This is a genomic window from Pseudomonas sp. JZ134, from assembly GCF_051027695.1.
In the GTDB taxonomy this organism is placed as follows: Bacteria; Pseudomonadota; Gammaproteobacteria; order Pseudomonadales; family Pseudomonadaceae; genus Chryseomonas; species Chryseomonas luteola.
On the sequence record NZ_CP069252.1, the window covers coordinates 138,107 to 162,524 of the forward strand.

The following is a 24,418-nucleotide window of genomic DNA, read 5'->3' on the forward strand; positions in this document are numbered from 1 at the left end:
CAAGCCGCGTCGTTGGAAGAAAGGGGAGCTCTTTCCCACCTATTTGTTAGGAACCACTGGAGAATGAACCATGAATTTTGACGGAATTTTTACCCCTGTTATCACACCGCTCTTGCCAAGTGGTGAGATTGACCATGCTGCTTTCTCTGACATCCTCGAGTATCTGATCGACTCTAGGGTACATGGCATCGTGGTCGGTGGTTCCACTGGTGAGTATTACGCCCACACGACTGAGGAACGCCTTGCACTAATTGCTCGCGCCAGCGACGTGATCAACGGCCGCCTGCCGCTAGTGATTGGTACTGGCGCGATCCGTACAGAAGATTCGATTGTTTTTGCTCAGGCAGCGCGGAGACATAAGGCTAATGCCATTCTTGTGGGCTCACCGCCCTACGCCCTGCCTACGCAGCAAGAAATCGCCGCCCATGTGTTGACGGTGGATCAGGCGGCCAGCCTGCCAATCATGCTGTACAACTACCCGGCACGCATGGGGGTATCCATGGGAGAGTCCTTTTACGCTGCGTTGGACGGCTGTAAGAACGTCATTGCCATTAAGGAGAGCTCTGGGGACATGCACAGTCTTCATCGCCTCGCCCAATATCACCCAGACATTCAGATTTCTTGCGGTTGGGACGACCAAGCCCTGGAGTATTTCGCTTGGGGTGCCCGCAGCTGGGTATGTGCTGGCTCTAATTTCATCCCAGCCGAGCATGTAGCATTATATGAAACTTGTGTACTGGAAAAGGATTTTGACAAAGGGCGGAAAATCATGACCGCCATGCTTCCGCTGATGGATTTTCTCGAAGGTGGAAAATTTGTGCAGTCGATCAAGTACGGCTGTGAGCTTAACGGCTTACGCACAGGAGGGGTGCGTCAACCGCTTAAAGGCCTTAATGATGCCGAAAAAGAGTCGCTCAGGGTTGTAATCGAAACCTTGCGTAAAACCGTATCGTCCATTGTTGGAGGAGCATGGTAATGGCTGAGTTACTCACAAAACAGGCCTACACAGAACTGGCAGCCAGACTCGAGTTCCGTACCCAAGCGTTTATCGATGGCAAGTTCGTAGCTGCCGCATCCGGTAACACCTTTGCCTCAACCAACCCTGCCACAGGGGAGGTATTAGCATTTATCGCCGCATGTGGGGAGCAAGATGTAAATGCCGCGGTGTCCAGTGCCAAAGTCGCTTTTAACGATGGCCGTTGGCAAGGCTTGAGTCCTGCAGCACGCAAGAGCGTGCTGCAGCGCTTCGCACAATTATTAGAAAACAATGCTCATGAGCTGGCTGTGTTGGAAAGCTTGGATAGCGGTAAGCCGATCCGGGAGTGCCAAACGGTCGATGTTCCAGAGACTATCCATACCTTGCGTTGGCATGCTGAGTTGATAGACAAGGTTTACGATGCCACTGCACCTGTGGGCTCTGGTGCTATGACAATGGTGGTACGCGAACCTATCGGCGTGGTGGGACTGGTGTTGCCATGGAATTTTCCTCTATTGATGCTGGCGTGGAAAATTGGCCCCTCGCTCGCTGCTGGTTGCTCGATTGTGGTCAAGCCAGCCAAGGAAACTACCTTAAGTACGCTCCGCGTGGCCGAGCTTGCTGTTCAGGCAGGAATCCCAGCAGGCGTGTTTAATGTAGTACCCGGAGGAGGCAAGGAAGCCGGTGAGCCATTGGGGCGTCACCCTGACGTAGCCATGATAAGTTTTACCGGCTCCACTGATACCGGACGTCTGTTTCTAAAATATTCCAGTGAATCGAACCTCAAACGTATCGTGCTTGAATGCGGTGGCAAAAATCCAGCAGTGGTAATGAATGATGTTGAAGATATTGATGAGGTTGCGCAGCATGTAGTCAACGGCGCATTTTGGAACATGGGCGAAAACTGCTCGGCTTCTTCGCGGCTTATCGTGCATAGCAGCATTAAAGATGCCTTGCTCGAACGCATCCGCGCTCACTTACGCCACTGGCAGATGGGAGACCCGATGGATCCAGAAAACCGCCTAGGTGCAATGATTAGCAAGGAGCACTTTGAAAAGGTGCGCGCGTATCTGGACCAAGCCACCGATGAAAAACTTAGCGCACTGATCGGAGGCAAGACTGAGCAAGATGTTTTTGTTCAACCGACCGTCTTTGATAGCGTGACGCCACAAAGCCGCCTGTTCCGAGAGGAAATCTTTGGACCAGTGCTATGTGTAACGACCTTCGAAACCCTAGAGCAGGCGTTGGCGCTTGCTAACGATACAGCCTATGGCTTAGCAGCTTCAGTTTACACGGGGAGCTTAAAAAAAGCCCTGAAGCTATCGCGTGGCATTCGTGCCGGTATCGTTACGGTCAATTGCTTTGGCGAAGGTGATGCTACTACGCCGTTTGGTGGCTATAAAGAGTCAGGTTTTGGAGGCCGCGACAAGTCGATCTGGGCTCATGATCAGTACACTGAGCTAAAAACAATCTGGATAGATGCATCTTAGTACCATAAATTGTGCTGACCGCTGCCCATACCGCAGCGGTCAAACTTTAAGGGTCAGATTTATTATAGAGCTGTGTTGGTATGAGTAAATCAAACCATAAGTACAAATAAAGGATTGCCAAAGCGATCAGAAATTTTGAATAAACGGTTTCATGAAAAATTATAAGAATATAAAAATTAATTCCATTGCTTCGGTCATCATTCTAATTATATCGCTATTTGACTTCAGGTGCCGTTTTGATCTGTGTATTCAGAGAGCTTCTATAATTTTAATACTAATCCATAAGTTTTTTTAAAATCAAGACTATCAAATGAAGCAGAGATTATGCCAAAGACTAGATAGATCTAAGCATAACTAGTAAAGAGATAAAAGTGGAAGAAAGAAGAGAGTTTAGTCGCCGTCTAAAAGACAAGAACCTTCGCTATCTGGGGTGGAATAAAACGGCTGCGGATAACGCGCTGGCAGGCTTTCTCCTGCTGGACAATTTTTCATTACCGGCCTTCACCCAAGCGCTGGATACGTTGGTTACTGCTAACCTGATACAGGCAGGCCTCTTTGCCACTAAGACATTTACTCTTACAGGCGAGGAAGTCACTAGCGACCTAGGGCTCGTTATCCGGCCCGATGCCAAGTTAACTAATGGTGCGCTAAAAGAACTGGACCTGCTTGTTCTATGTGGAGGGCTTCGTACTAGCCTCAAGGCTAGCAATGACCTAATCGATCTGCTACAGATTGCAGCGGGACGGGGAATCGCTTTGGCTGGATTGTGGAACGGTGCCTGGTTTCTTGGGCGGGCCAATTTACTAGATAATTATCGATGCACTATTCATCCTGAACACCGAGGCGCTCTTACCGAAGTAGCAAAGAGCGCAACCGTTACCACTGACAGTTTTACCGTCGATAGAGACCGCTTGACCGCTGCAGGTCCAAACGGAGCTTTCTATTTGATGCTTCAATGGATCGACACATTATATGGACGCCCATTAGTTGATGGTATTGTCGATATCCTCGCATTCGAGGCCTCCCGCTATAAACGCACAAAGCCGTCACTACACGAAAAAATGACGGCCCCGCTACGTGAAATTGTGAATCTTATGGATGCTAATATTGAGGAGCCGCTGGGTATACCGCAACTGGCTCAATACGTAGGTCTTTCACGCCGCCAGATTGAGCGTCTATTCCAGAATCAACTGTGTACCACGCCGCAGCGCTATTATTTGGAGCTGCGAATCACCGAGGCACGACGCCTGCTTCAGCATTCTGAACTTACAGTCCTGGAGGTTGGGCTTGCGTGTGGTTTTATATCCCCGAGCCATTTTAGTAGGTGTTACTTGGCTTACTTTGGGCACCGCCCTTCGATGGAAAAAAGACCTGGGCTTTAGTCTGCTCAAAATCCCAGTGATGAAGGTTCGTACCATCAGGTGGCATGTGAGAAATGGATCTGGAAAATCGGCGTAGCCTTTATCAGTTTGCGCGAGTTAACCCGCACACGATGAGTAGGGAGGGATAGTGGGGCGTGCAAAACGTGGCCCTGTTATCGCTTCCTACTCATCGTCCATTTTTATCTCAAATTAAGTGTTGTGTTTTGTAAGGGACTAGAACGCGTCTACCAATACCGGCTCTACCCAACGGTTGAACAAGCGAAGAAGCACCCTATCAGGTTTAGCGAGAAAGCCGAGGTTGAGGCGAAGCTCAGCTTATAGCGAGGACATGCGGCTAGCCATGTCTTTACCTGCTCGGTCTTGTGTACTGCATAATTGTCGATGATCAGTCGAGATACTCTCATCAACACCTTACAAGAAATCAAGCAGCTCAGCGCTACGATGACGATCCTTGGGACGTCTGTTTACTTTGCTATTGTCAATATCCAACGCAGCAAATAGCGAGGTTGTATCAAAGCACTATGGTTGGTGCGGGCTAGTGGGTTGGTCAGGAGCCAACAGCAGGACGGCTTGGTCTCATCGCATTAGGTTTTGAATACTTAGATCATTAGCAACACATGGGCACTATACTAGGCAAAACGGCCTTTAAATGTCCCGCTAGAGTAGGCTTCATAGCGGGAGAACATTAATTTTAATTTTTCTTTGAAAACTTATAGAGTAAATTGGGTTCACTAATCACGTACAGGTTCGCCTCATCGTCCATGGTAAGTCCTTCTGCCTGAGGTACAGTAGAGCTGAGTCCCTGATTACCCGACCGAAGCGTAAAAGAGCTTACAGGCTCCCCCTTTGCGTTTAGTTCTATAATCATTTCTGATTCGTCAGAAAGAGCTAGTAAATGGCCTGTACTGTAGTCGTAATATAAACTAGATAGGTCTGTAACCGGCAGATTTCTATCCCTTGCCATATCCGTATGTACGGTTAGATTAAATTTTTCTGAGCTGCGTAGATTATAGAAACCATCTACCGAAATGATCTGAGCAGGAAATTTTTCCTTGGCTATAAAAAGGCGCTTTTCCCTTCGGTCGTAGGCAAGCCCCTCAAAGCCTTTATTATTTGTGTCCGCGTCACTTAGAGTAAGTTGCCGCGTATTCAATGGATCTAGCCTGCCGACGACTTGAGTATCATTGTCAAGGTGAATCTCAGTCAGTCGATATATTCCTTCCTCTACAATGATATATACGCCTGGTCTTATATATTCAATAGCTTCAGGATCACCAAAGCCCTTCATCGGTAGGGAACGCAGGACCTTTCCATCCAGTGTCATTTCAATTAATCGAGAATCCTTATTTGTTAGGCTTACGAGTATTCGTCTGCTTGAATCAAAGGTGAGCCCTGACATATTTGTTTCATTTGGAATGGACAATGCGTCAATTACAGTATGGTAATCAGGTAACCAAAGAGTGCCACTGTCTTGACCTAAGTCGAGACGCTGCTGATATCTAAACCATCCCTGTTCAAAAAAACGATGTTGAATAGCTATAACAATTGGTATAGCGATCAGTAGCAGGATAGCTGCGCCAGCCATCCTGGCTTTAAAATTACTCATTACGAGTGAATGCTCCCTTCAAAAACCTCCATAATAACTGCTCAATGATGAACATAAGATGACAGAATGGAAATAGGCTGGGGTTATGGCTAGTGAGAATAAGCACAGGCCAGTACCTAAGTTACGCTCACTACTGAAACTGCTGATCCATGAAACTCATTAGCTCGCTTGCAGTAGCTAACCAAGAATAGGAACAATTTTTACAAGCTAGAGTCGATTTCCGATTAACATCTTAATCGGAAATAAGATAGCAGCATTAGATCCTGTCGAAGGCTCAAGATCTACTACGCATAATCTTCATTATGTTAAATTTAGAGTATGCTATGCCTATCTGCTCAACCGCGCTCTCACGCTACGTCGAGTGCAAGACGCGTTAGCCAGCTTGTCTAAGAAATATTTCTGTACAGGCCCCTTATAACGCCTTCCGTGGCGCTGCCGATCATCCTGATCTAGTAATCAAGGCGGACTAATTACCCACAATTATCAAACGCCCACCAGCCTTATCCAATCGTTCAAATCGCCCGTACTGATCTTTGTATCAGCCCTATCTTTCTTGGCCAGCGTATCGAGAAAGTCGAAGAAACCTTGGTTATCAAGCAGGAACCGTGCAGCATCCTTCTCTTGATCACTACCCCCTCCATTGGCAATTTTCTCAAGATCCTTTTTGCTGACGATACTGTCTCTCCCGTTCCAGTCGTCCCAGCGGGCGCGAATGGTTTCGATGAGGTCCCTGTGCTCGTCATAGAAGGCCTTGCCGTACTGATCAATGGGAAGCGATGTGTTGCCATCCTTGGGTCGATGTAGATCATCTTCCAGACGGTTGCTGGATGTACCGTGGTCCTGCGGCGTTCGCTCGAAGTACTCCCACTCCAGACGCTGATAATCGAAAAGGCTCTCGTTATCAGGGGCGTCCCTTCCGCCATACTCATAAATGCTGTAGCGGGCATACTCCACTTTATCGCCCCAGTCTGCCTGAGTCAGACCGGCATCGGCTAAGTCGTGATACCACTGACCCTCAGCATTAGTCGCCTTCTGCTTTTTTTCATGCTCAACAAAATAGCTGATGATTCCGCCTACACCCAGCAGGACCACGCCAAGCAATGCCAGTGGCCCAGCAAAGGCCGACGCAGCGCCCACACTGCCGAATAGGCCTGCAAGACCGATCCCGCCCGCAACACCGGAAGATACACCACCTACGATTTGCAGGCTGCCAGCTGCCTTTTGTAGATCGCTACCACTCTGGATGCCAGCCTTGATGGTGAAGGCGCCGAGCACAATATCGGCCACTCCACCAAACGTATCGCCAATGCCGCCCAGTACTCGTACAACCGAGCCAGCTATCTTGTGACCGACTTTAGGCGTCGACTTTTTGGAGTCATTGGCGCCAGCACCTGAATTGCCCGAAGTGCTGGGCAGATCATTGATTTGCTTGTCGATAGTATCGCCAAGGTTCTCACTGATCTGCTGTATATCTGGCGAGCCTGCACCCGCCGGGGTCGTGGTAGGTACCTCGCGGCTAAACAGGTCATCGGTGTACTGAGCCCAATCCTCAGAAAACTTGCCGAAGTCAAAATCAGGTAACTGCGGGGCTCTGTCTGGAACCTTTGGCGTATCGGGCAGCGAGGTACTCATCTCCTTGCTCAGCGTTCCGTTGGCTCCCCATATTTGCGGAAGGGTTTTGCTAAGCCCTAACAAGTCAGGGAAGCCCTTTGCAGCACTCCCCCCAGGCAGGCGTGAGACGATATCAGAGCCGAATTTTATGAAGTGTTGAGAGGCGCCTAGAAAACTGATGAAGTCCTTGGCAATGGCCAGTCGTTCAAGAGGTTGATCAGCGAGTTTTCCGTTTTGGCCAAACAGCTGGTAGAAGCCACTGACAAACCCAACTGTCCCTCCCAGCGAGCCGAGTACGCCCATGCTGTTCAGGTAGTTCAGGGCGTTAAGTGCTCGACCGGCACTTTCGTTACCAAACTCGGTATAAACCGATTTGAGCGCTTTCTTGATATCGGCCTCGGAGGGCATATCTCCAGCCTGGATCCGCTTGTTGAGTTCCTCCACTACCTTGGTAAAGCTGCTCAGTTTTTGCTTGTCACCCAGAAACTCATTAATGAACTTTTCGATTGTTTCCTGAGCTCGCCGTGGAATATCGAATGTATCGTACTTGAGAACCGACTTGATCAAGGTCAGGACGTCTTTCATGCCCTGCTCTTTGGCTGACTGATCAACTTTTGTCGGGTCAGCTACCAGCTCATTGAGATCCGCCGTCATGCTGTTCTTCATCAGCTCCTGCTGGGCCTGCCTGGCCTTTTCCGGATCAAGCAGGCTCAGGCTCTGGAGCAGATTGGCCGTCTCGGTCGACCCTGCGTTTTCCATTCCGTGCTCTTTGAGATCCTTGAGGTACTTGACGTAATCTTCACTCGTCAGCGTGGTGTAGAGCTTGTCGGCGATGCCTTCCCTGTTGTCAATCTTGCCCAACGCCTCATTCAACTTGGCCTGGTAGTCACCGGCTATCTTTTCTTTGGAAAACAGCTCACTGAGCAGATCATCCACGGATCGGCCGTCAATAATCTCCTGCATGTCTTCCTTGGTCAGCTGAGTCTGTTTGCTGTCCGACTCGCGCCAGGTAGTACCACCGATTCGCTTTTCTTCCGTGTAGCCGGTAATACCCCTGCCACTATTGAGCGCGACCTTCGCTTCCAGCGCCAGTATGAGCTTGGCCTCATCACTGTCCTTACCCAGCTCGCCCTTTTCAATAGCCTTCTTGTAGTCATCGATCAGGTTTTGTGTCGCCGCTTCTGAAACCGTCAGCCGCTCCGAGTCCTTGTTATTGGGATCGGAAATCTGATCTGTTTCCATATTCAGCACGTCAAGCTCGTTCAGGGGCGGCAGGTTGTTCTCATTACGGAGATCCCCCACCTTATCCGCTCGACTCCCTTCGCTCTTGGCAACAATCTGGTCGTACAGCGCCTTGTTTTCCTTGTCGGACACGATGTATCTCTCACCAGAGCGGGTCTCAAAACGGATGAGTCCATTGCCAAACTCTTCAGGTGACCCCACTTTGCTGACTTCGTGCTCTGGTATATTCAGTGTTGGACCTGCCTCCTGAAATCCTTGGGAAATCTGCTGATTCATGACGTATCGGGTGGTAACTGCATCCTTTACCACAGCATAGAGTTCAGGGGTTAGGGCTTCGCTGACCACTATCTTTTTACCTTCAGCGGTCTCATAGCTGATCACACCATTGCTGCCGATCTCTCCTTCCCAGGAAAAGTTTTTATAGTCCATAAAGTCTGGCGCTGTAACGTTTCGATCAGCGAGGGTAAATCCCTCAGACTGAGCCTTTTCCACCACACGTGAAGCGTCCGAATCTGTAACCAGGGCCTTTAACTGGCTCAGGTATTTAAACAGCTCAGGATTATCGTCCCGATAGACAACTACCTTTTCGTCGCTATTGTGGTAGCGAATTAGATCGGGGCCCATCTCGTTCACCGCCCCTACAAAGGTACCGTTAGTTGAGGGCCAGACTTCATTGTCGCTTGCACGGCGATAACCATCAGCTTCGCTTTTTGCGATGCCTTCACGTGTCTTCAAATCATTCATGACCACCTTGTACAGCTCTGGTGTGCTTTCTTTGGTTACCAGAACCTTTTCATCCGCCTGTGTAACGTAGCGCACCTGGCCGTTACCCAGATCCTCAATGCCTTTGTAATCGTTGAGCTTGGGCGGTTTTGTCTCTGAGGTCGCAGGCTTGTAGTCACTGTTATCGCTGCGTTTGGCTGTGGACTTCTGAAGAACCTTCAAAAATCCGAGGGCAGGTGATTGTGTGTCGGCAGTGGTACCTTCGGCATGGCTTGGTCTGAGCGCGGTGGTCATGCTATCTGCTCCTTCAGGCTGGCGTGACGAGGGAGGGAAAGCCAGGTGGCATCGGGGCAACCGATCATGAAAGATGTACAGCATGCTGGTGATGGCTGAGCGGCACAGAAAGGTGAGGAATACATACGGACTCCTGTAATTGTCTTGAAGACGAATTAAGTGTTAGTGGCAGTTCCGTAAGGCGTGACGGGCATGGAGAAGCTAAAGCCATCATCACCTAAACGGAGCGACGGCGAAGCCAAGACTTCAGACAACACAGCACAGGGTCACATTGGTCTTCGACGACCGGAATTATCACGGCTGAGTATGAAAAATCCGTGGCACCAATATGGCGAAAGCCGAGCTGCAACTCTTGCTTTATAGGGCTTTAAGTATGGCGAAATACCACCAGGCATAACTGCAATTGCCGCCAAAAGCTCTCATAAGCGCAGATAAATTAAGAACAGAGGAACCGACGAGCCTAAAGCCTACGCGCAAAGCGGATAAGTGACCTGCCCGTGTCGAGTAGCTCGACATATTCCTCGTTTACATGGATAGCTTTAGCTAACCTACAGATCGGGCAGACACGCCCATGATCCTGAATGCTCTGGTTTTGCTCCAGCTGATAAAGGTCTGTGGCATAGACCTTATTGAATGGGTATCCATAGCCGAAGTCTTCGACATGCGCCACGCTGGCCAGAGTACCATCCGCCCTTTCTGGCCAGCAGACGGGCCATCGGCAATATTATCCTGATGCTCACTTATTGCCACACGAGAAACACACCTTGAGGACACCCTACGGTCTATTTACCGCCTGCAGATAAAGCGCTAATAATTTGCGATGCAGTAACTGCCCCCGCCCTACTCGGCGAGACTTCCAACGTACTCGACTTGAAACGGCGCGCAGGCATTTTTACGCAAGCTCCCGCTGTTGCTCTCTTGTGAATAACAGTCTGCAATGGTTCAGGCCGAACGTGTTTTGTCAGCGGCGCTGCGTTCGAAAAACTTGAATATGCCAATGCCAGCCAGCATGGCAACCGTAAATATCAGCGGCTTCGCGCCACCAATGGCAAGCGATGCCAGGGCGGGACCAGGACAGTATCCTGCCAGGCCCCAGCCGGTACCAAATGCCAAGCCGCCTAGTACCAGCCGGCGATCGATTTGAGTAGCGGCAGGCAGGCGCATGACATCCCCTAACAGGGAATGCTTACGCTTACTGGCGAAACGAAAGGCGACCAACCCAACCAGGATGGCCCCGCCCATAACGAAGGCCAGCGAAGGATCCCAAGGTCCTCTTATATCGAGGAACTGCTGCACCTTAGCCGGGTTAGTCATGCCGCTGACAATTAGCCCGATACCAAACACAATACCGGCAATGAGTGCCATGATGATTTTCATACTTTCTCCTAGACCTGACATCAGCCAACTACATGCCGGATCAGGAACACGGTCACAAAGCCGGCCAGCATGAACGAGGCTGTTGCTACTAACGAGCGCGGCGAGCGGCGCGACAGGCCGCATACACCGTGCCCACTGGTGCAACCTGAACCGTACCGCGTACCGATACCAACCAGTAGCCCGGCCGCCACCAGCGTGATGGGGCTAGCGTCAATCCGTATGTCTGGGAGCGGGGCCGCCAGGCTGTACATCAACGGCGCCAGGACAAGCCCCACCAGAAACGCCACGCGCCAGGCAATATCACCCTTGGTCAAACGTAGTAGCCCGCCGAGTATGCCGCTGATACCTGCGATGCGCCCGTTAAACAGTACGAAGAGTGCGGCCGCAACGCCGATCAGAAGCCCGCCAGCAAACGCTGGCCCTGGGGTAAAACTTATCCAGTCAATTCTCAAATCTACTTCCTTGGCTCTTGACGCAGAACAGTGTGTAAGGCACTGCCATTATTCCAGTTGTCTGGGTCCAGATGGCACAAACTCCAGGCTAAGGTTGATTAAGGAAAACAAGGCTTGCTCTGCTTTACTATTATGACCTTGTTAGGGCTTCCCAGGTTGGGGGCCAAGCATCTGAAGCAGCGAGTCTGGATCAGGGGCTCCCTGGTGTTGTTGCAGTCGGCCGTTATCGTCAAGGTAAAAGATCGCGGGCGTAGCCTGGGCTCCCAGGCTAGTCATTAGTTCAAGGTTTGCGTCTAACTGCTGAGCAATCTTTGCTGGCACGTTTTCAAGCGGTTTTAATGTGCTGGTCTTACCCTCACTCTCATGGGCGAAAAGCGCGGCCTCTGGGTCCTTTGCGGCAAGCAACGCTGCAGCCTTGGCCGGGCTATCTGGACGAATAATACCTACCATAATATGGCGCAGTTGCACCTTATCTGCCTCAACCCATGGACGAGACTGCTTCCAGAACAGGTTACAGTAGGGGCAATTGGCATCACTGAATACATAAATCACGCGGGGAGCCTTATCTTTGCCATCGGCGATCCAGGCACTTTTTTCCATCTTGGCCCACATCTTTTGTCCTAGCGGCGCATAGACCAGCTCTTCCAGAGGGGCTTTCGAAAGATCGACTCCCTTGGCATCAAGCAAGGTCCCTACAAGAATATGCTCACCGTCAGGTAACAGATAAAGTGCCATTCCCTGACCATTGTATAAGGCGGCATATCCCTTGACGCCATCAGGGGCATCAAAGGTGCCAACAATCTCGGCGCCTTGTTTTTCGATAGATCTGATTGGTTCAGGCCAATCCTTGGCTTCTGCTCCTAAAGATATCATTAGGCCAAGCGATGTCAGGATCAGGGTTAACAGCTTGCATAATTTCACGGAGTGGTTTCCATACTAGGTTGATTAAGAGCCTGAGCCAGACTTGCTTGTGAAAGCTCACCGAGATGACTGCCAACCTGGCGGCCTTGGGCATCGTAGAAAAGGGTCGTGGGCAAAGCCTGTGAACCCACCTGCTTGCCTATTAAACCGCTTGGGTCAAGCAGAACGGTATGAAGATCGATCTGTGCCTTTGCTAGGTACACTTGGATGGTTTCTTCGGCCTCGCCCTGATTCACAAAAACGAACTGCGTATCTGGATAAAGTGACTGAGCGCTGGCCAGCACAGGCATTTCTCGCCGGCATGGTGGGCACCAGCTAGCCCATAGGTTGATGACTAGAGGCTTACCTTGCAGGTTTGTCAGCTGGATGGGGCGTCCCTCTAGGCTATAAAGCGTTAGCTCGGGGAGACGGGTACTGCGTTCCATGGATTGCCAGGCGAGGTTTCCAAGCCCCCAACTGAGCAGACCAACTATCAATGAAATACCAAGCGGCTTTCGCAGCCCAGGCCGGCGCCAAAGCTGAACGGTGACCATACTTAAGGCCACCAGTATTCCAGGCCAGGCGATATACCCTCCGTCACGAATATCAACTACCCGCCAGAGATCATTCTGATAATGCTTAAAGTATCTCGCTACAAAAGCCAGGCGGGCTATCAACAGCGCCGCGACCAAGCAGTTAAATAAGATACGGTCAATATTATGAGTACTACCACGCCCAAGCCAGGCCCCTGTCAAGACGGCTATAAGCAAGCTCCCAATGATTAACAAATGAGGCACAGCCAACGGTATTGAACCAATGTTAAGCGTGAGCATTAACCATGCTCCTTTAAAGCATTCCAGCGCTGTAGAAACTCTTCGGCATCGACTTCACCCGTGATGCGTCCGTTTCTACGTTCCTGGCCATCAGGTCCAATCCATAAGAGGGTTGGCGGCCCCAGAACCTGATAACGCTCAAGCAGAGCGCGACTGGCTGCATCGCTATGTGTGACATCTGGCCGTACTATTCGTACATCAGCAAGGCCGGCTTGTACTGAAGGGTTTCTAAACACTTTGTCATCCATGACCTTGCAGGAAATGCACCAGTCCGCATAGAAGTCGATAAGCACCCATTGCCTACTTTCCTTGGCTTTTGCCAGCTCAGCATCAAGAGCTGGCAGGTCGATGATTTCCTTGCCTATATTGTCCTCAGTCGCTATTGGGGTAGCTGAAGGGGCATAAACCGCTAGCGGCTTGAGAGGGTCTGAAGCACCGCCAGCTGCACCCAACAGCATGAACATACCCCAGATGCCCATCATCAAGCTGACGGCCTGGCCTATCCCCTGCCGTGTTTCCCATTGCAGGGAAACATGCCGGAATAGTGTAGCCAGTGCTATTAGCCAACATCCCCAGAGACCCAGCCATAGGCTATCGGGCAAGAGTGTTCGGACAATTAACAGTGAGGCCGCCAGAAAGAGAAAGCCAAACAGGAGCTTGACGCGATCCATCCAGGCCCCGGGTTTGGGGAGGAAGCGGTTTCCCATCGTCACCAGCAGTAACAGCGGTGCACCAATTCCCAATCCCAGGGCAAACAGAACCAACCCTCCGTGTAGAAGATTGCCGCTTTGTGCAATGAATAGCAGTGCCGCCGCTAGCGGTGCGGTCATGCAGGGGCCTACCAGTAAACCAGACAGTATCCCCAGCATCCCTGCGCCGAATAGACTTCCCCCCTGCTGCTTACGCCCGGCATTTTCTAAGCGGTCGCGCATGAAAGAAGGCAGCTGAAGTTCGAAGACACCAAACATCGGTAACGCGAGCACTATGAACAAGGCCGCGAAAGTACCTAAAAGCCAGGGGTTTTGAAGCGTAGCTTGCAGGTTAGCGCCCAGTGAGGCGGCAACTGCGCCAAGCACTGCATAGACCAAGGCCATAGCCAGTACATAAACGCCAGCAAGCGCCAGACCTCGCCGTGGTGATGCGCCGCTACCCACTACAATGCCCGCAAGAATGGGCAGCATTGGAAGTGAGCAGGGTGTAAAGGCAAGGAGCACGCCGAGACCAAAGAAAACCACAAGGCTCCACAGCAGCGTCTGCTGTTGCAACCCGCTGGCAAGTGTTTGATCACTGGCCTGCAGAGCTAATGGTGCGGACGGCACAAGGTCAATAAAGCGGCTTTGTGGCGGATAGCATAATCCACTCTCAGCGCATCCTTGCCATGTGACTTTCAACCGTTTCGCTTCACCTTCAGGTACCGTTACGGTGAGGGCTTGACGGTATACTTCCTGCTTACCAAAGTACTCATCATGATGGGGCTCACCTGGCGGTAGCAGAGGCTTGCGATTACCTTCCAGACCCTCGAACTGGAGCCGGTTCTTATAGAGGTAATAACCCTTTGAGATCTGCCAGTGCAGCGTAGTAGCATGCTTGTCGTCGGTTTCTACGCTCAGTACAAACGCTTGCTCAACGGGAAGAAAGTCAGGCTTTTTACTGCCTGGCAACAGCCCCTGTGTAGACCAGGCAATGCCAGGTAGTAGCCACAGTAAGAGGATTAGAAGGCGCATTGTTGCTCCAGCCGAAGGTAAATATGGGCAGAGCTTAAAAAACAGCTATTAACAGAACGTTAAGTGTTCGCAGGAAAGTCATAATGTTGCCTTAATGGCCAAGACCGATTATGGCCCGATCTAACGCGGAGCTGTTTTATGCACGTACTTCTAGCCGAAGACGACCATTTGATCGCCAGCGGCATCTGTGCCGGACTCACAGCCCAAGGCCTGACTGTTGACCATGCCCATATGGCAGGCGATGCGGAGGCCATGTTACGAACTGGGCGTTTTGACGTCTTGATTCTTGATCTTGGCCTGCCTGACGAGGACGGAATTAGCCTGCTTTGCCGCCTGCGCCAGGAGGGGGTGGAAATACCCGTACTGATCCTTACAGCGCGTGATGCCGTTAGCGAACGTGTCACTGGCTTGCAGTCAGGGGCAGATGACTATCTGCTTAAACCCTTCGACATTCGAGAGCTGGCTGCGCGACTGCATACGCTGGTCCGGCGCATGTCCGGCCGAAGTGTGAATCAGGTCAATCATGGCAGCCTTATCTATGATCCTAGTACCTGTGAAGCATGGTTGGCGGGTAAGCCAGTGGACCTGTCGCGCCGGGAGCAGGCATTGTTACAAGCGCTACTCAATAACCCAGGCCGCGTGCTCAACACCGACCAGTTAAAGGATGCCATGTATGGTTTCGCCGAAGATGTAGAAAGTAATGCGTTGAATGTTCATATTCATCATCTGCGTAGAAAACTCGGTAATCGGATTGTAGAAACGGTTCGCGGGCTTGGGTACCGACTAGGGCCTGCCGCAGGTGACCCTCATGATGGAGGAGCAGCATGAGCCTGCGTCTTCGCCTGACCATGGGGCTTGGTTCGGCGTTCATAATAATCTGGAGTCTGGCAGCGGCCTGGATGCTCCATGATCTACGGAACCAGATGATGACGGCCCTTGATGAACGTCTTGGTGCATCCGCTCGGATGGTGGCTGGGCTGCTGGAACAACTACCCCAACCGCTAGCCAATGACGGTACGCGTAAAGCAATCAGCGCCGAGAGGCTAGGTATTCCAAATGGCCTGGCATGCCAAGTAAGCTCCCTGCGGGGCGAAGTCCTTGCTCGTAGCCACGACACACCGGATCAGCAACTTAGCGCCAAACGGTCGGGTTACCACGATCAAAATATCAATGGAGTAGCCTGGCGCAGCTTTACATTGCCAGTAGGCGAACTACTTATTACAACGGCAGACCGCCTGGACGAGCGTAATCGGCTCGGCACTTCAGTACTTGTAGCGACAACAGTGCCTATGCTGGTAGCGCTGTTGGGCAGTCTGTATCTGTTGTGGCTGAGCCTAAAGCGCGGGCTGGATCCCTTACAGAAAATTCGAGACGCACTCTCATGTCGCAGCGCCAACTCGCTTGAGCCATTGCAGCTGGATTCTCTTCCGGCGGAATTACAGCCTTTAGTCGAAAGCCAAAATCAACTCTTTCAACGCATCGCCCTAGTGCTGGAGCGCGAGCGCCGCTTTACAGGGGACGCCGCGCACGAGCTACGCAGCCCTCTTACCGCCATCAAGACCCATATCCAGGTTGCTCAGATGACCCAAGGCAAAGCGGTTGCAGATGCATTAGCCAGTGCAGAAGCCGGAGCTGACAGGCTGCAACATACGCTTGAACAGTTACTCTTGTTAGCCAAAGTAGAGGGCAATCTGGAGTTTGACGATGGGGCCGTTTGCTGGGCTTTACAGGCTGCGAAGGAGGTAGTAGCCGATCTGCAGATACACTCGAGTGGACGGATTCAGCTTGAGACTGCCTCGTTCAAGGATGAAGAGCTTGATATGCCTGTCTCTTTGCTGATGGTCGCTCTGCGTAACCTTCTTGAAAATGCCTTGAGACACACTCCAGAAGACATGGCGGTACAATTTAAAGTTACTATAAATAGAAACTACGTTAATTTTAGCATCTATGACAAGGGGCCTGGTTTGCCTCCAGAAAAGCTGGAGCATATAACTCGACGTTTCTGGCGTGGTCCAGGCAGCAACGGGAGCGGATTAGGTCTGTCCATCGTTTGCGCTATAGCTGAGCGCTTTGATTGTCATCTGCATTTCTATACATCAGTTACGGGTACAGAGGCAAAATTGAAAGTTCCTGTGCGATAATTCCGATGTATAGGATTTCTATTTACCAATACGAGGCAGTAAAACAATGCTTCCTAAGACCACCTGGTGCTAGATATGCCAAACCATACCGGCCAGCTTTAGCTGTTCTGCTTTGCCTTAAGTTCGGCTCTTCTGCATTAAAGTCTGAGGTTACAACTCTTATCTCGAAAGTGAGAAAAAAGCAAAACTCTTGCTTATTGCCATATCTGCTTAGGGTATCTTCAGTATCTCAAAAGTGAGCACATGTGCCCGCCTTAGCCAGGAAGCCTCTCAATGACGACTGGCGTCTCTTGGCTTTTCTGATCATCATTTACAGATTCAACAGGTTCAGTCGCTGCAATATTAGCTGTAGCCAAGCCAGATGGAGTGGCCTGATGAAGAAGCGGGGCATCTTGCTGCAGGTATTTTCCGCTTACCTTCTTTTGGCCAACAATCAACACCAGAATTGCCGCACAGCTGGCTAAAAAGTAATACAGACTTGGGGGACCGTAATAGGACATCAGTCCTCCAGCTATCAATGGGCCCATGCAGGCTCCGATACCAAAAGTTCCTAGTAATAGGCCAGCAAGGGGGATGCGCATTTCAGGCTCGACATTGTCATTAGCCAGCGCTACGCCTAACGGGTATAGGCAGAACTGGAAAAAACCAACTATTGCTGTGCAAAGCATGAGTAATTCAAGCTGCAGGCCTTGAATTAGACCAAGCGGTAGACAGGCTAGCATCAAGAGGAGCGCAGCCAGTCGGATAATGGATGCGCGGGGAAAACGGTCAGAGACCCAGCCTAACGGCAACTGAGCGAGTAGCCCTGCCCCAATGGTTAGCGCCATGAACTTGCCAATACCCGCAGTATCCAGTCCCTGCTGCTTGGCGTATATCGCAGCCAAACCATAGAAGGAGCCGTTTATTATTCCTGACACCAGAACGGTAACAAGGGACTGCGGGATTCGGCGCACGAACCGCCTGACGCTAACCTGGCCAGGCTGAAGGATAGTAGGATGAGCGCTTCTAGTGAGGGCAACAGGCACCTGACTTAAGGCGAATGTAATAGCCACTATAAGAAGCGCATGAATTCCAAGGTCGCCTTTTAGGCTTAGCGTTAACTGCCCTAGCATCATGCCTACATAGCTGGCAATCATATAGTTGCCTAAGACTACGCCTCGCTCATGACTCTGCGCCCGGTCGTTAAGCCAGCTTTCGATCACAGTTAGTTGGCACATCATAGACATGCCAACCACAAAGCGCAGTAGCAACCAAAATAGCATGGAATCACTGAAGGCATGGGCGAGGACCGCAGCACAGATGATTCCAGCGCAAGCCACATACGTTCGCACATGCCCCACCCCAGCAATCACCTTATGTCCAAACTGTCCACCCGTCACCATGCCTAAGGCGTTGGCGGCCATTAGAGCTCCACCCCATACATCAGACAGACCGTCTGAAGACAAGGACAATGCCAGATAGGTCATCAAGAGACTGGACCCTAACTGCAAGAGCAGGCTAGCTATGTTAATTGCGCCAAACGCCTGCACCTGCTTGAGCATCACTTCTTTCCTTTAGTAATAAGTGCGCATTAGTCTTATTCAAACACTGCAACAGGGCTTAGTTGAATCAGGTCAGGCCATGCCTCTGCTTCCAGTTGCCCGGATGAACTACATAACCAAACAAGGCATGCCCGCCATAGGTCAGCTCGGTCCCCTCTGGTATCCATAGCAACTGCCCTGGTCTCACCTGATAGAGCTCTGCGTTGGCCTTGAGCTCAAAACAGCCCTCGATGACAAATATCACTTCGTCATACAGTAGCGTCCATGCTACTTCAGCGCCTTCCCAGCGGGCGAAGCCAACGCCAATATTGGGCGAGACCTCATTGCTGATGGCGCGAGCCACATAGGCTGCGCCGGGTGGACCGCCCCGCACGACAAAATCCAGCTCTTTATGGTCAACCAACAGAACCGGCCCTTTCCCTGAAAAGTCTTGGCTCATAGCTCACTCCGACTATTCCAGGCAGCCATACGAATGCGCGACCTCACACCAAAACCCAAAAAAGGCTCCGGCGGATTAAGTGAAGGCATTCCGGTAACCGCTTGAATATCACTGAGCTGCTGCGATTGAGCCCCTACTGCAAGGTCTGCGAGCATAGTGCCGGAGATAGTACCCCATGCGGCGCCTACCCCATTATCACATGCCGAGGCATACACCCCTGGCTCCAACTGACCAAAGAAATTTGTGAAGTTACGGGAAATCGCATAAACCCCTCCCCACGTATGGCTAAAGGGTACATTCACCAGTTGGGGGAAGCGTTTCAAAAAGGCGCGACGATGACTGGCCTGAACTGCTTTACGCATCGAATCACTGGTGCTTTTGCCATATTTGGGGACATGCTTATAGGTGTTTCGAATAATCAGGCGCCGGTCCTGAGTCATCCGCACAGTGGTTCCAGCATGATCGGCAGGGGTGAGGCCCCAGTCCAACTGACCACCATAGATCCTCATCTCACTATCCGTCAGCGGGCGTGTCCAACTGGCAAAGGTCATGACAGGCAGTAATCGATTGCGCAGATAGCCAAACTCCTGGGTAAAGATGCTAGTCCCTAGTAACAACTGCGGAGTTCGAATCGATCCATCGGTGCCATGCAAAATCCAGCCCCCACGGCCATCTCGCTCAAGGCGCTGAATGGGCGACTCCTCCAGCAGCTCAACGTTACCGGGCAATGAGCGACCAAGCCCGGTGACCAAGGCGGCAGGCTGCATTAGATAGCACCCAGGCGTATAAATGGCACGGCTGTAGTGATGGCTGCCAAGTATCCCGGAAAGCTCTTCACGTTCAACCCACCGGAAGGGTTCACCCAGCTGTTGAAGCAGATGCTCGAAATGGTCCAGATATGCGAGTCCGCGCTCACCTACCGCCCCTTGGTATTTGCCAGCGTGCGACCACTGGCAGTTGATACCGTTAAGCTCAATAAGCTCTTGTAACTGAGCAATAGCTGATCGATTAAGGCGCAACAAGCGCTGCTTGTGTTCTGGATCAGGATGCTCCAAAGCAAATTTGTGCGGAAGATCAATCACGAAGCCGGAATTACGACCTGAGGCGCCATAACCGACCCGCTGAGCGTCCACCAGTATGATACGTGCTTGCGGGTGGTGCTCAGCCAGACGGCGCGCTGCGGCGAGGCCAGCAAAGCCGGCGCCTATGACGGCATAATCGGCTTGCTGCTCGCCTTGCAGGCGCTGACAGGGTTGCGGCTCCGGTAACGCGGCATACCAGCCGCAGGTTGCATCATCATGCGGAAAATTGATGGTCTTGGTCATGATAATTCTCGCCCTTAGGCTACAGCCTCTGCCTGTTGAGCTTTTGTATAGGTTTGCAGCCAACTGTTACGCTGCGCCTGGGCTTGGCGACCAAGCAGCACGAACCCATTCAGGGCCTCGTCTGTATAGAAACCAGCACACAATCCATCCTCGGTAGGTGAACAGCGCCAGGTACCAGTAGCGCCCGGAGCAGGAGGCAGGAAACACAGGGGAGCTGCTGGAGTTTTCACGGTTACCGGCATAAACGGGTAATCGACCACAGTTGGTTGGCCTAGCAGTGTTTTGCTTAACGCCTGAATACCCTGATTTATAGGTGCCAAATAAGGTAACAACTGACCATCAATCTCAACGCAGTCGCCCAGGGCATAAATATCCGATTGAGACGTCTGGAGGTGCGTGTCGACGCGAATACCACGACCTACATCAAGCCCTGCGGTTTCGGCCAAAGTCAGATTGGGCCGCAAGCCAACTGCAGAAAGCACAAGGTCAGCCTCAATAGACTCACCATTAGCCAGTGTGAGCTGGTTTCGCCCATTATCGGCTCTGATAGACCGAACCGTATTTTGCAGATGCCAATCAACTCCCAATCTACTAAGGGCCGTTTGCAGATGCCGCCCCGCTTCCAAAGGGAGTAAGCGCTCCATGGGCCACTTTCCAAGCCCAATGACGTCTACCTTATAGCCAGTGGCGGCTAGATCATTGGCGAACTCGCACCCAATAAGGCCATCACCAATAATAGCGATGCTGCGGGCCTGCTGGAGACGCTTACGGAAGTGCTGATAATCATGAAGATTATTAACGCTTAGGAGTTCAGCTGTGTCACCTTCAATGGGTAGGCTGATTGGTGTTGCGCCGCTGGCCAGCACCAGTTGGCCATATTCAATCTCGCCTAAACTGGTATAAAGTTTTTTCGAGGCCGGGTCGATGCGATCAACCCGGCAATGGGAGTGGACTCGGATATTTAGACGTCTTTCAACTGAAAGCGGAGGCTCACCGGCCAACGCGTCGTCGGTCTTACCTTGAGCTAGTCCAATCGATAAGGACGGCTTTGAGTAGAGATGACCCGAATCTTGGGTAAGCACTCGTATGTCAATGGTCGAATTGGCCTTGCGCAGGGCCTGCGCCAGACCATAACCAGCATGTCCACTACCAATAATGACAATAGGCTCAGATACTGCTGGCAATTCTGGTTCGGCCTTCGCTGTAACCGTAGGGGCCTGCGTTACAACTGGTAGCGGCGCGCTTGTGGCCGCCGCTACTGTTTCACTGATATCCAGCATTTCGAAATCGGCTTTGCCTACGTTACATTCAGGGCACTGCCAATCTTCTGGAACGTCCTCCCATCTTGTACCCGGCTCGATGCCATCTTCTGGCCAACCAACGGCCTCGTCATAAATCAGACCACATACCAGACAGAGCCATGTTTTGAACATCTTGGCTACTCCCCTGCTACACGGATCGCAACGTTCTTGGTACGGACATAGCTGTAGAGGGCTTCCTGACCCTTTTCTCGTCCAAAACCCGACAGTCCAATCCCGCCAAAGGGTGTCTCGATACCTCCGGCGTACCACTCGTTGATAAAGACCTGTCCGGCCTTTAGATGACGTGCGCAGCGCATAGCCCTGCTAATGTCCTGGGTAAAAACACCCGCGACAAGACCAAAATCCGTACCGTTGGCGATAGTCAGGGCTTCTTCCTCACTATCGAACGGAATCACAGCCAACACCGGACCGAATACTTCCTCCTGTGCAATACGCATGGAAGGCTTTACATCGCGAAAGACGGTGGGCCGCATGAAATAGCCCGCTCTGTCGCTAAACGCCTCTCCGCCGGTTGCCGCGACGGCGCCTTCCTCGATGGCCTGTCGGCACAGGTTTTCAATACCGGAGAGCTGAGAAGCACTGATAACCGGCGTCAGGTCAGGATTATCCTGACCTATTCCCACACTCAACCCTTCCGCCAACCTGACTACAGCCTGGACAACCTCCTCGTAGATCTCTCGTTGTACGAGCAGTCGCGACATAGCTGAACATACCTGGCCAGCATTAAAAAAGATTCCATTCTTAACGCTGGCCAGGAGTTGAGAGCGATCTGCGTCAGCAAAGGCGATTGCAGCAGACTTGCCGCCCAGCTCCATAACGCTGGGAATAGCATGCTTGGCCGCATCACGAAGGATCATCTGGCCGGTTGGCACCGAGCCGGTGAATACGATCTGGTCAACCATGGAGTTGCTTACCAGGTAGGAGCCGACCTCTCGGCCACGCCCACAAATCAGGTTGACTGCTCCCTTGGGCAATTCGACTCTGGCTATAGCCCGTATCAGCACAGCCACACCCAGTGGGGAAAGCTCTGGAGACTTTACTACTACTGCATTGCCTGCCGCCAAAGCAGGCGCCAATGAGCGGGCACAAATGGATACCGGAAAATTCCAGGGTACGATCTGTGCAGATACGCCCATGGGATCATAGACGGTAAAGTCCATATACCCGTTACCAAGCGGAATCGAGGTGCCCTCGATCTTGTCAGCCATACCCGCATAGTATTCAAAGTACCGAGCAGCCTCGACGAACTCATCCCTCGCATCGCTTAAGCTTTTTCCGTTCTCCTGGCACAAGACCCATGCACCTTCGTCGGCAATGGCGCGAATTTCCTCAGCAATAGCCAGCAGCCAGGCCACGCGCTGCGCGGGGCGAACTCGGGTAAGTTCGCCTGAGTCCGCGCATCGACGTGCCGCGTCCAATGCGCGCTGCGCATCCTCTATCGTGGCCTGGGCTACGGTTGCAACGCAGGTACCTGTTCCAGGATTATTGACCGATAGCACCTGAGGGCTATCTAGCCATTCACCATCGATATAGTTCAACCAATGAGATGAGATTGGATACATGGCAGCCTCCTTATACAGATCGATCAACATTCAGAAGCTGGCGAGCTGCCCATTGATGGAAATAATGAGTAGGGACATCCATCTCAGGTGAGAAAGCGCCGCCCTTGTAGCCCGGTGAGTTGCGGCCCTTCTGCATACCTTCGACCGACGCCACGTCTTCGGCAAACACCACTTTCCAGGACTCAAGAATTGCCTTTCTGCAATCCGCATACTTTTCACCCAACGCCTCTTCGCCGACATAGAACAGGCGAAGATGTTCTAGCGTGCGGCCCGGTGCAACTGGCTCCAACTGCATGGCAAACGCATGATCGGCTTGGATGCCCAGCAATACGTTAGGGAAAAAAGCAACATATTCTGCGGTGCGTAGTCGGTCCTGCGGCCAGCTTGGAAACTTTGGCAAATGCGTGCCGGCGACGTCGGACAAATTGTAGGCATGACTACCCTGACCAGCAAAATGCTCATCAAAAAGGATGTTGTAATGGTCTTCCAGACGAGAATAGCTGTTCAGGCTTGGATGAACCCAAGGTAAATGGTAGGCCTCACAGTAGTTCTCAACGGCCAATTTCCAATTGCAGGCGATGTCCAATGTGGTTTGGTCTTCTCCCGGGCGGCGATGCAGCAGGCTCATGCCGTCTGTGCCTAGAAATTGAGTCCAGCGCTCGGTGAGCGGCGCCAGCATTTCTTCAAGCGGCTGCGCATCTCCAGACAGGTTGATAAAGACCATGTCCATCCAGATAGCGCTACGGATCGCCTTTAGACCATGCTTTTCGCAAGCAAAGCGCTCATCCTTATGCTGGTTGATTCCTCCGACATGTGGCGTCCCGCGCAGTCCGCCATTCAGATCATAAGTCCACGAGTGGTACGGGCAGCGAATAACGCCTTGTACTGTTCCTTCTTCCTCTACAAGCTTCATGCCGCGATGGCTGCAGACATTGTGAAAAACTTGAACCTGCCCTTCCCGGTTTCGCATCAAAAGCAAGGGAAGCCCCATGAAGTCGACAGGCTTAACCGAGCCAGTCTTGACCAGGTCACTGGCAAAGCCAATGCACGCCCAAGTGCGACCCAGCACCTGATCACGCTCCAGTTCAAAGTAACGCTGATCTACATAGAACTCGTTTGTTAAACCATGCGCCTCATGGATCGGGGCGAGAACGCCTTCGAGCGTTTGGGTAGGAATTAGGCGAGAAGATATTATTGAATTCATTGTTGTTCTCTCTTGCTAATACGGAGATGGTTGCACGACAGACTAGGCATGCTGCGTAGTAGCAATTTTTGACAGCGTAAGAATCAACAAACAAACGATATTTTTTACGCTATTTATTCCTTGCGCTCATTAATCGGGCGAGCTCATCTATCACGCGGGAATGCTTGTCTTCTTTCGAAAATGTACCAGGATATATTCCAAAGTTTCATAGATTAATGAAGAAAAATGAGTTGCCCCCCAGGACGGTACTCCCCCATGTTGTTGCATCAGCTAA

At 51.6% G+C, this 24,418-nt stretch carries 18 protein-coding genes and 1 pseudogene; 5 read left to right on the forward strand and 14 right to left on the reverse strand.

All coding sequences use genetic code 11. The features are described 5' to 3' along the window. Window positions 1-70: 70 nt before the first annotated feature. The 3 genes from JQR86_RS23775 (at window position 71) to JQR86_RS23785 (ending at window position 3,848) form a co-directional block, all read left to right on the forward strand. The gene (locus JQR86_RS23775) at window positions 71-976 is read left to right on the forward strand and encodes a dihydrodipicolinate synthase family protein (RefSeq protein WP_434155489.1); all 906 of its coding nucleotides are present in this window, start codon (window positions 71-73) and stop codon (window positions 974-976) included. Continuing rightward, a complete protein-coding gene (locus JQR86_RS23780) occupies window positions 976-2,466 on the forward strand; it encodes an aldehyde dehydrogenase (RefSeq protein WP_434155490.1) in 1,491 nt (496 codons plus the stop codon). Before JQR86_RS23775 ends, JQR86_RS23780 begins: the two co-directional genes overlap by 1 nt. Window positions 2,467-2,837: 371 nt before the next feature. Next, on the forward strand, window positions 2,838-3,848 hold the full coding sequence (locus JQR86_RS23785; RefSeq protein WP_434155491.1) for a GlxA family transcriptional regulator: 1,011 nt from the start codon (window positions 2,838-2,840) through the stop codon (window positions 3,846-3,848). A gap of 691 nt (window positions 3,849-4,539) precedes the next feature. Here the strand turns inward: JQR86_RS23785 and JQR86_RS23790 are convergent. The 7 genes from JQR86_RS23790 to dsbD all read right to left on the reverse strand — a co-directional run bounded on the left by JQR86_RS23790 (window position 4,540) and on the right by dsbD (window position 14,610). Further along, entirely contained in the window at window positions 4,540-5,454 is a 915-nt protein-coding gene (locus JQR86_RS23790; RefSeq protein WP_434155492.1) for an SdiA-regulated domain-containing protein, read from the reverse strand. Window positions 5,455-5,937: 483 nt separating this feature from the next. Further along, entirely contained in the window at window positions 5,938-9,324 is a 3,387-nt protein-coding gene (locus JQR86_RS23795; RefSeq protein ID WP_434155493.1) for a hypothetical protein, read from the reverse strand. A 942-nt stretch (window positions 9,325-10,266) separates the two neighbouring features. Next, complete coding sequence (locus JQR86_RS23800; RefSeq protein ID WP_434155494.1) at window positions 10,267-10,701, reverse strand: YeeE/YedE family protein; 435 nt, start codon at window positions 10,699-10,701, stop codon at window positions 10,267-10,269. Window positions 10,702-10,721: 20 nt separating this feature from the next. Next, a complete protein-coding gene (locus JQR86_RS23805; RefSeq protein ID WP_434155495.1) occupies window positions 10,722-11,153 on the reverse strand; it encodes a YeeE/YedE family protein in 432 nt (143 codons plus the stop codon). A 141-nt stretch (window positions 11,154-11,294) separates the two neighbouring features. Further along, window positions 11,295-12,026: a thiol:disulfide interchange protein DsbG gene (gene dsbG / locus JQR86_RS23810; RefSeq protein ID WP_434155741.1), complete on the reverse strand. Its 732-nt coding sequence runs from the start codon at window positions 12,024-12,026 to the stop codon at window positions 11,295-11,297. A gap of 44 nt (window positions 12,027-12,070) precedes the next feature. After that, on the reverse strand, window positions 12,071-12,886 hold the full coding sequence (locus tag JQR86_RS23815; RefSeq protein WP_434155496.1) for a redoxin family protein: 816 nt from the start codon (window positions 12,884-12,886) through the stop codon (window positions 12,071-12,073). After that, entirely contained in the window at window positions 12,886-14,610 is a 1,725-nt protein-coding gene (gene dsbD, locus JQR86_RS23820; protein WP_434155497.1) for a protein-disulfide reductase DsbD, read from the reverse strand. Before dsbD ends, JQR86_RS23815 begins: the two co-directional genes overlap by 1 nt. A gap of 138 nt (window positions 14,611-14,748) precedes the next feature. On the opposite strand from dsbD, the gene JQR86_RS23825 reads away from it, so the two are divergent. Together JQR86_RS23825 and JQR86_RS23830 are read left to right on the forward strand one after the other, a co-directional pair. Further along, window positions 14,749-15,438, forward strand: a complete 690-nt coding sequence (locus JQR86_RS23825) for a response regulator (protein ID WP_434136684.1) — start codon at window positions 14,749-14,751, stop codon at window positions 15,436-15,438. Then, window positions 15,435-16,751: an ATP-binding protein gene (locus JQR86_RS23830; protein ID WP_434155499.1), complete on the forward strand. Its 1,317-nt coding sequence runs from the start codon at window positions 15,435-15,437 to the stop codon at window positions 16,749-16,751. The genes JQR86_RS23825 and JQR86_RS23830 overlap by 4 nt, the downstream gene beginning before the upstream one ends. A 254-nt stretch (window positions 16,752-17,005) precedes the next feature. Here JQR86_RS23830 and JQR86_RS23835 read toward each other — a convergent pair whose 3' ends face one another. The 7 genes and pseudogenes from JQR86_RS23835 to JQR86_RS23865 all read right to left on the reverse strand — a co-directional run bounded on the left by JQR86_RS23835 (window position 17,006) and on the right by JQR86_RS23865 (window position 24,144). Then, the gene (locus JQR86_RS23835) at window positions 17,006-18,292 is read right to left on the reverse strand and encodes an MFS transporter (protein ID WP_434155501.1); all 1,287 of its coding nucleotides are present in this window, start codon (window positions 18,290-18,292) and stop codon (window positions 17,006-17,008) included. A 67-nt stretch (window positions 18,293-18,359) separates the two neighbouring features. Beyond that, window positions 18,360-18,731, reverse strand: coding sequence for an ethanolamine utilization protein EutQ (locus JQR86_RS23840; RefSeq protein ID WP_407364369.1), 372 nt, complete (start codon window positions 18,729-18,731; stop codon window positions 18,360-18,362). Continuing rightward, complete coding sequence (locus tag JQR86_RS23845) at window positions 18,728-20,056, reverse strand: NAD(P)/FAD-dependent oxidoreductase (protein WP_434155503.1); 1,329 nt, start codon at window positions 20,054-20,056, stop codon at window positions 18,728-18,730. Before JQR86_RS23845 ends, JQR86_RS23840 begins: the two co-directional genes overlap by 4 nt. Before the next feature lie 14 nt (window positions 20,057-20,070). After that, the gene (locus JQR86_RS23850; protein ID WP_434155743.1) at window positions 20,071-21,336 is read right to left on the reverse strand and encodes an NAD(P)/FAD-dependent oxidoreductase; all 1,266 of its coding nucleotides are present in this window, start codon (window positions 21,334-21,336) and stop codon (window positions 20,071-20,073) included. Next, window positions 21,325-21,489: pseudogene (locus tag JQR86_RS23855) on the reverse strand (rubredoxin); the annotation flags it as partial. The gene JQR86_RS23850 and the pseudogene JQR86_RS23855, both read right to left, overlap by 12 nt. A gap of 5 nt (window positions 21,490-21,494) precedes the next feature. After that, a complete protein-coding gene (locus tag JQR86_RS23860) occupies window positions 21,495-22,940 on the reverse strand; it encodes an aldehyde dehydrogenase family protein (protein WP_434136688.1) in 1,446 nt (481 codons plus the stop codon). Window positions 22,941-22,950: 10 nt separating this feature from the next. Beyond that, entirely contained in the window at window positions 22,951-24,144 is a 1,194-nt protein-coding gene (locus JQR86_RS23865) for an aromatic ring-hydroxylating oxygenase subunit alpha (protein WP_407364363.1), read from the reverse strand. Window positions 24,145-24,418 lie beyond the last annotated feature (274 nt).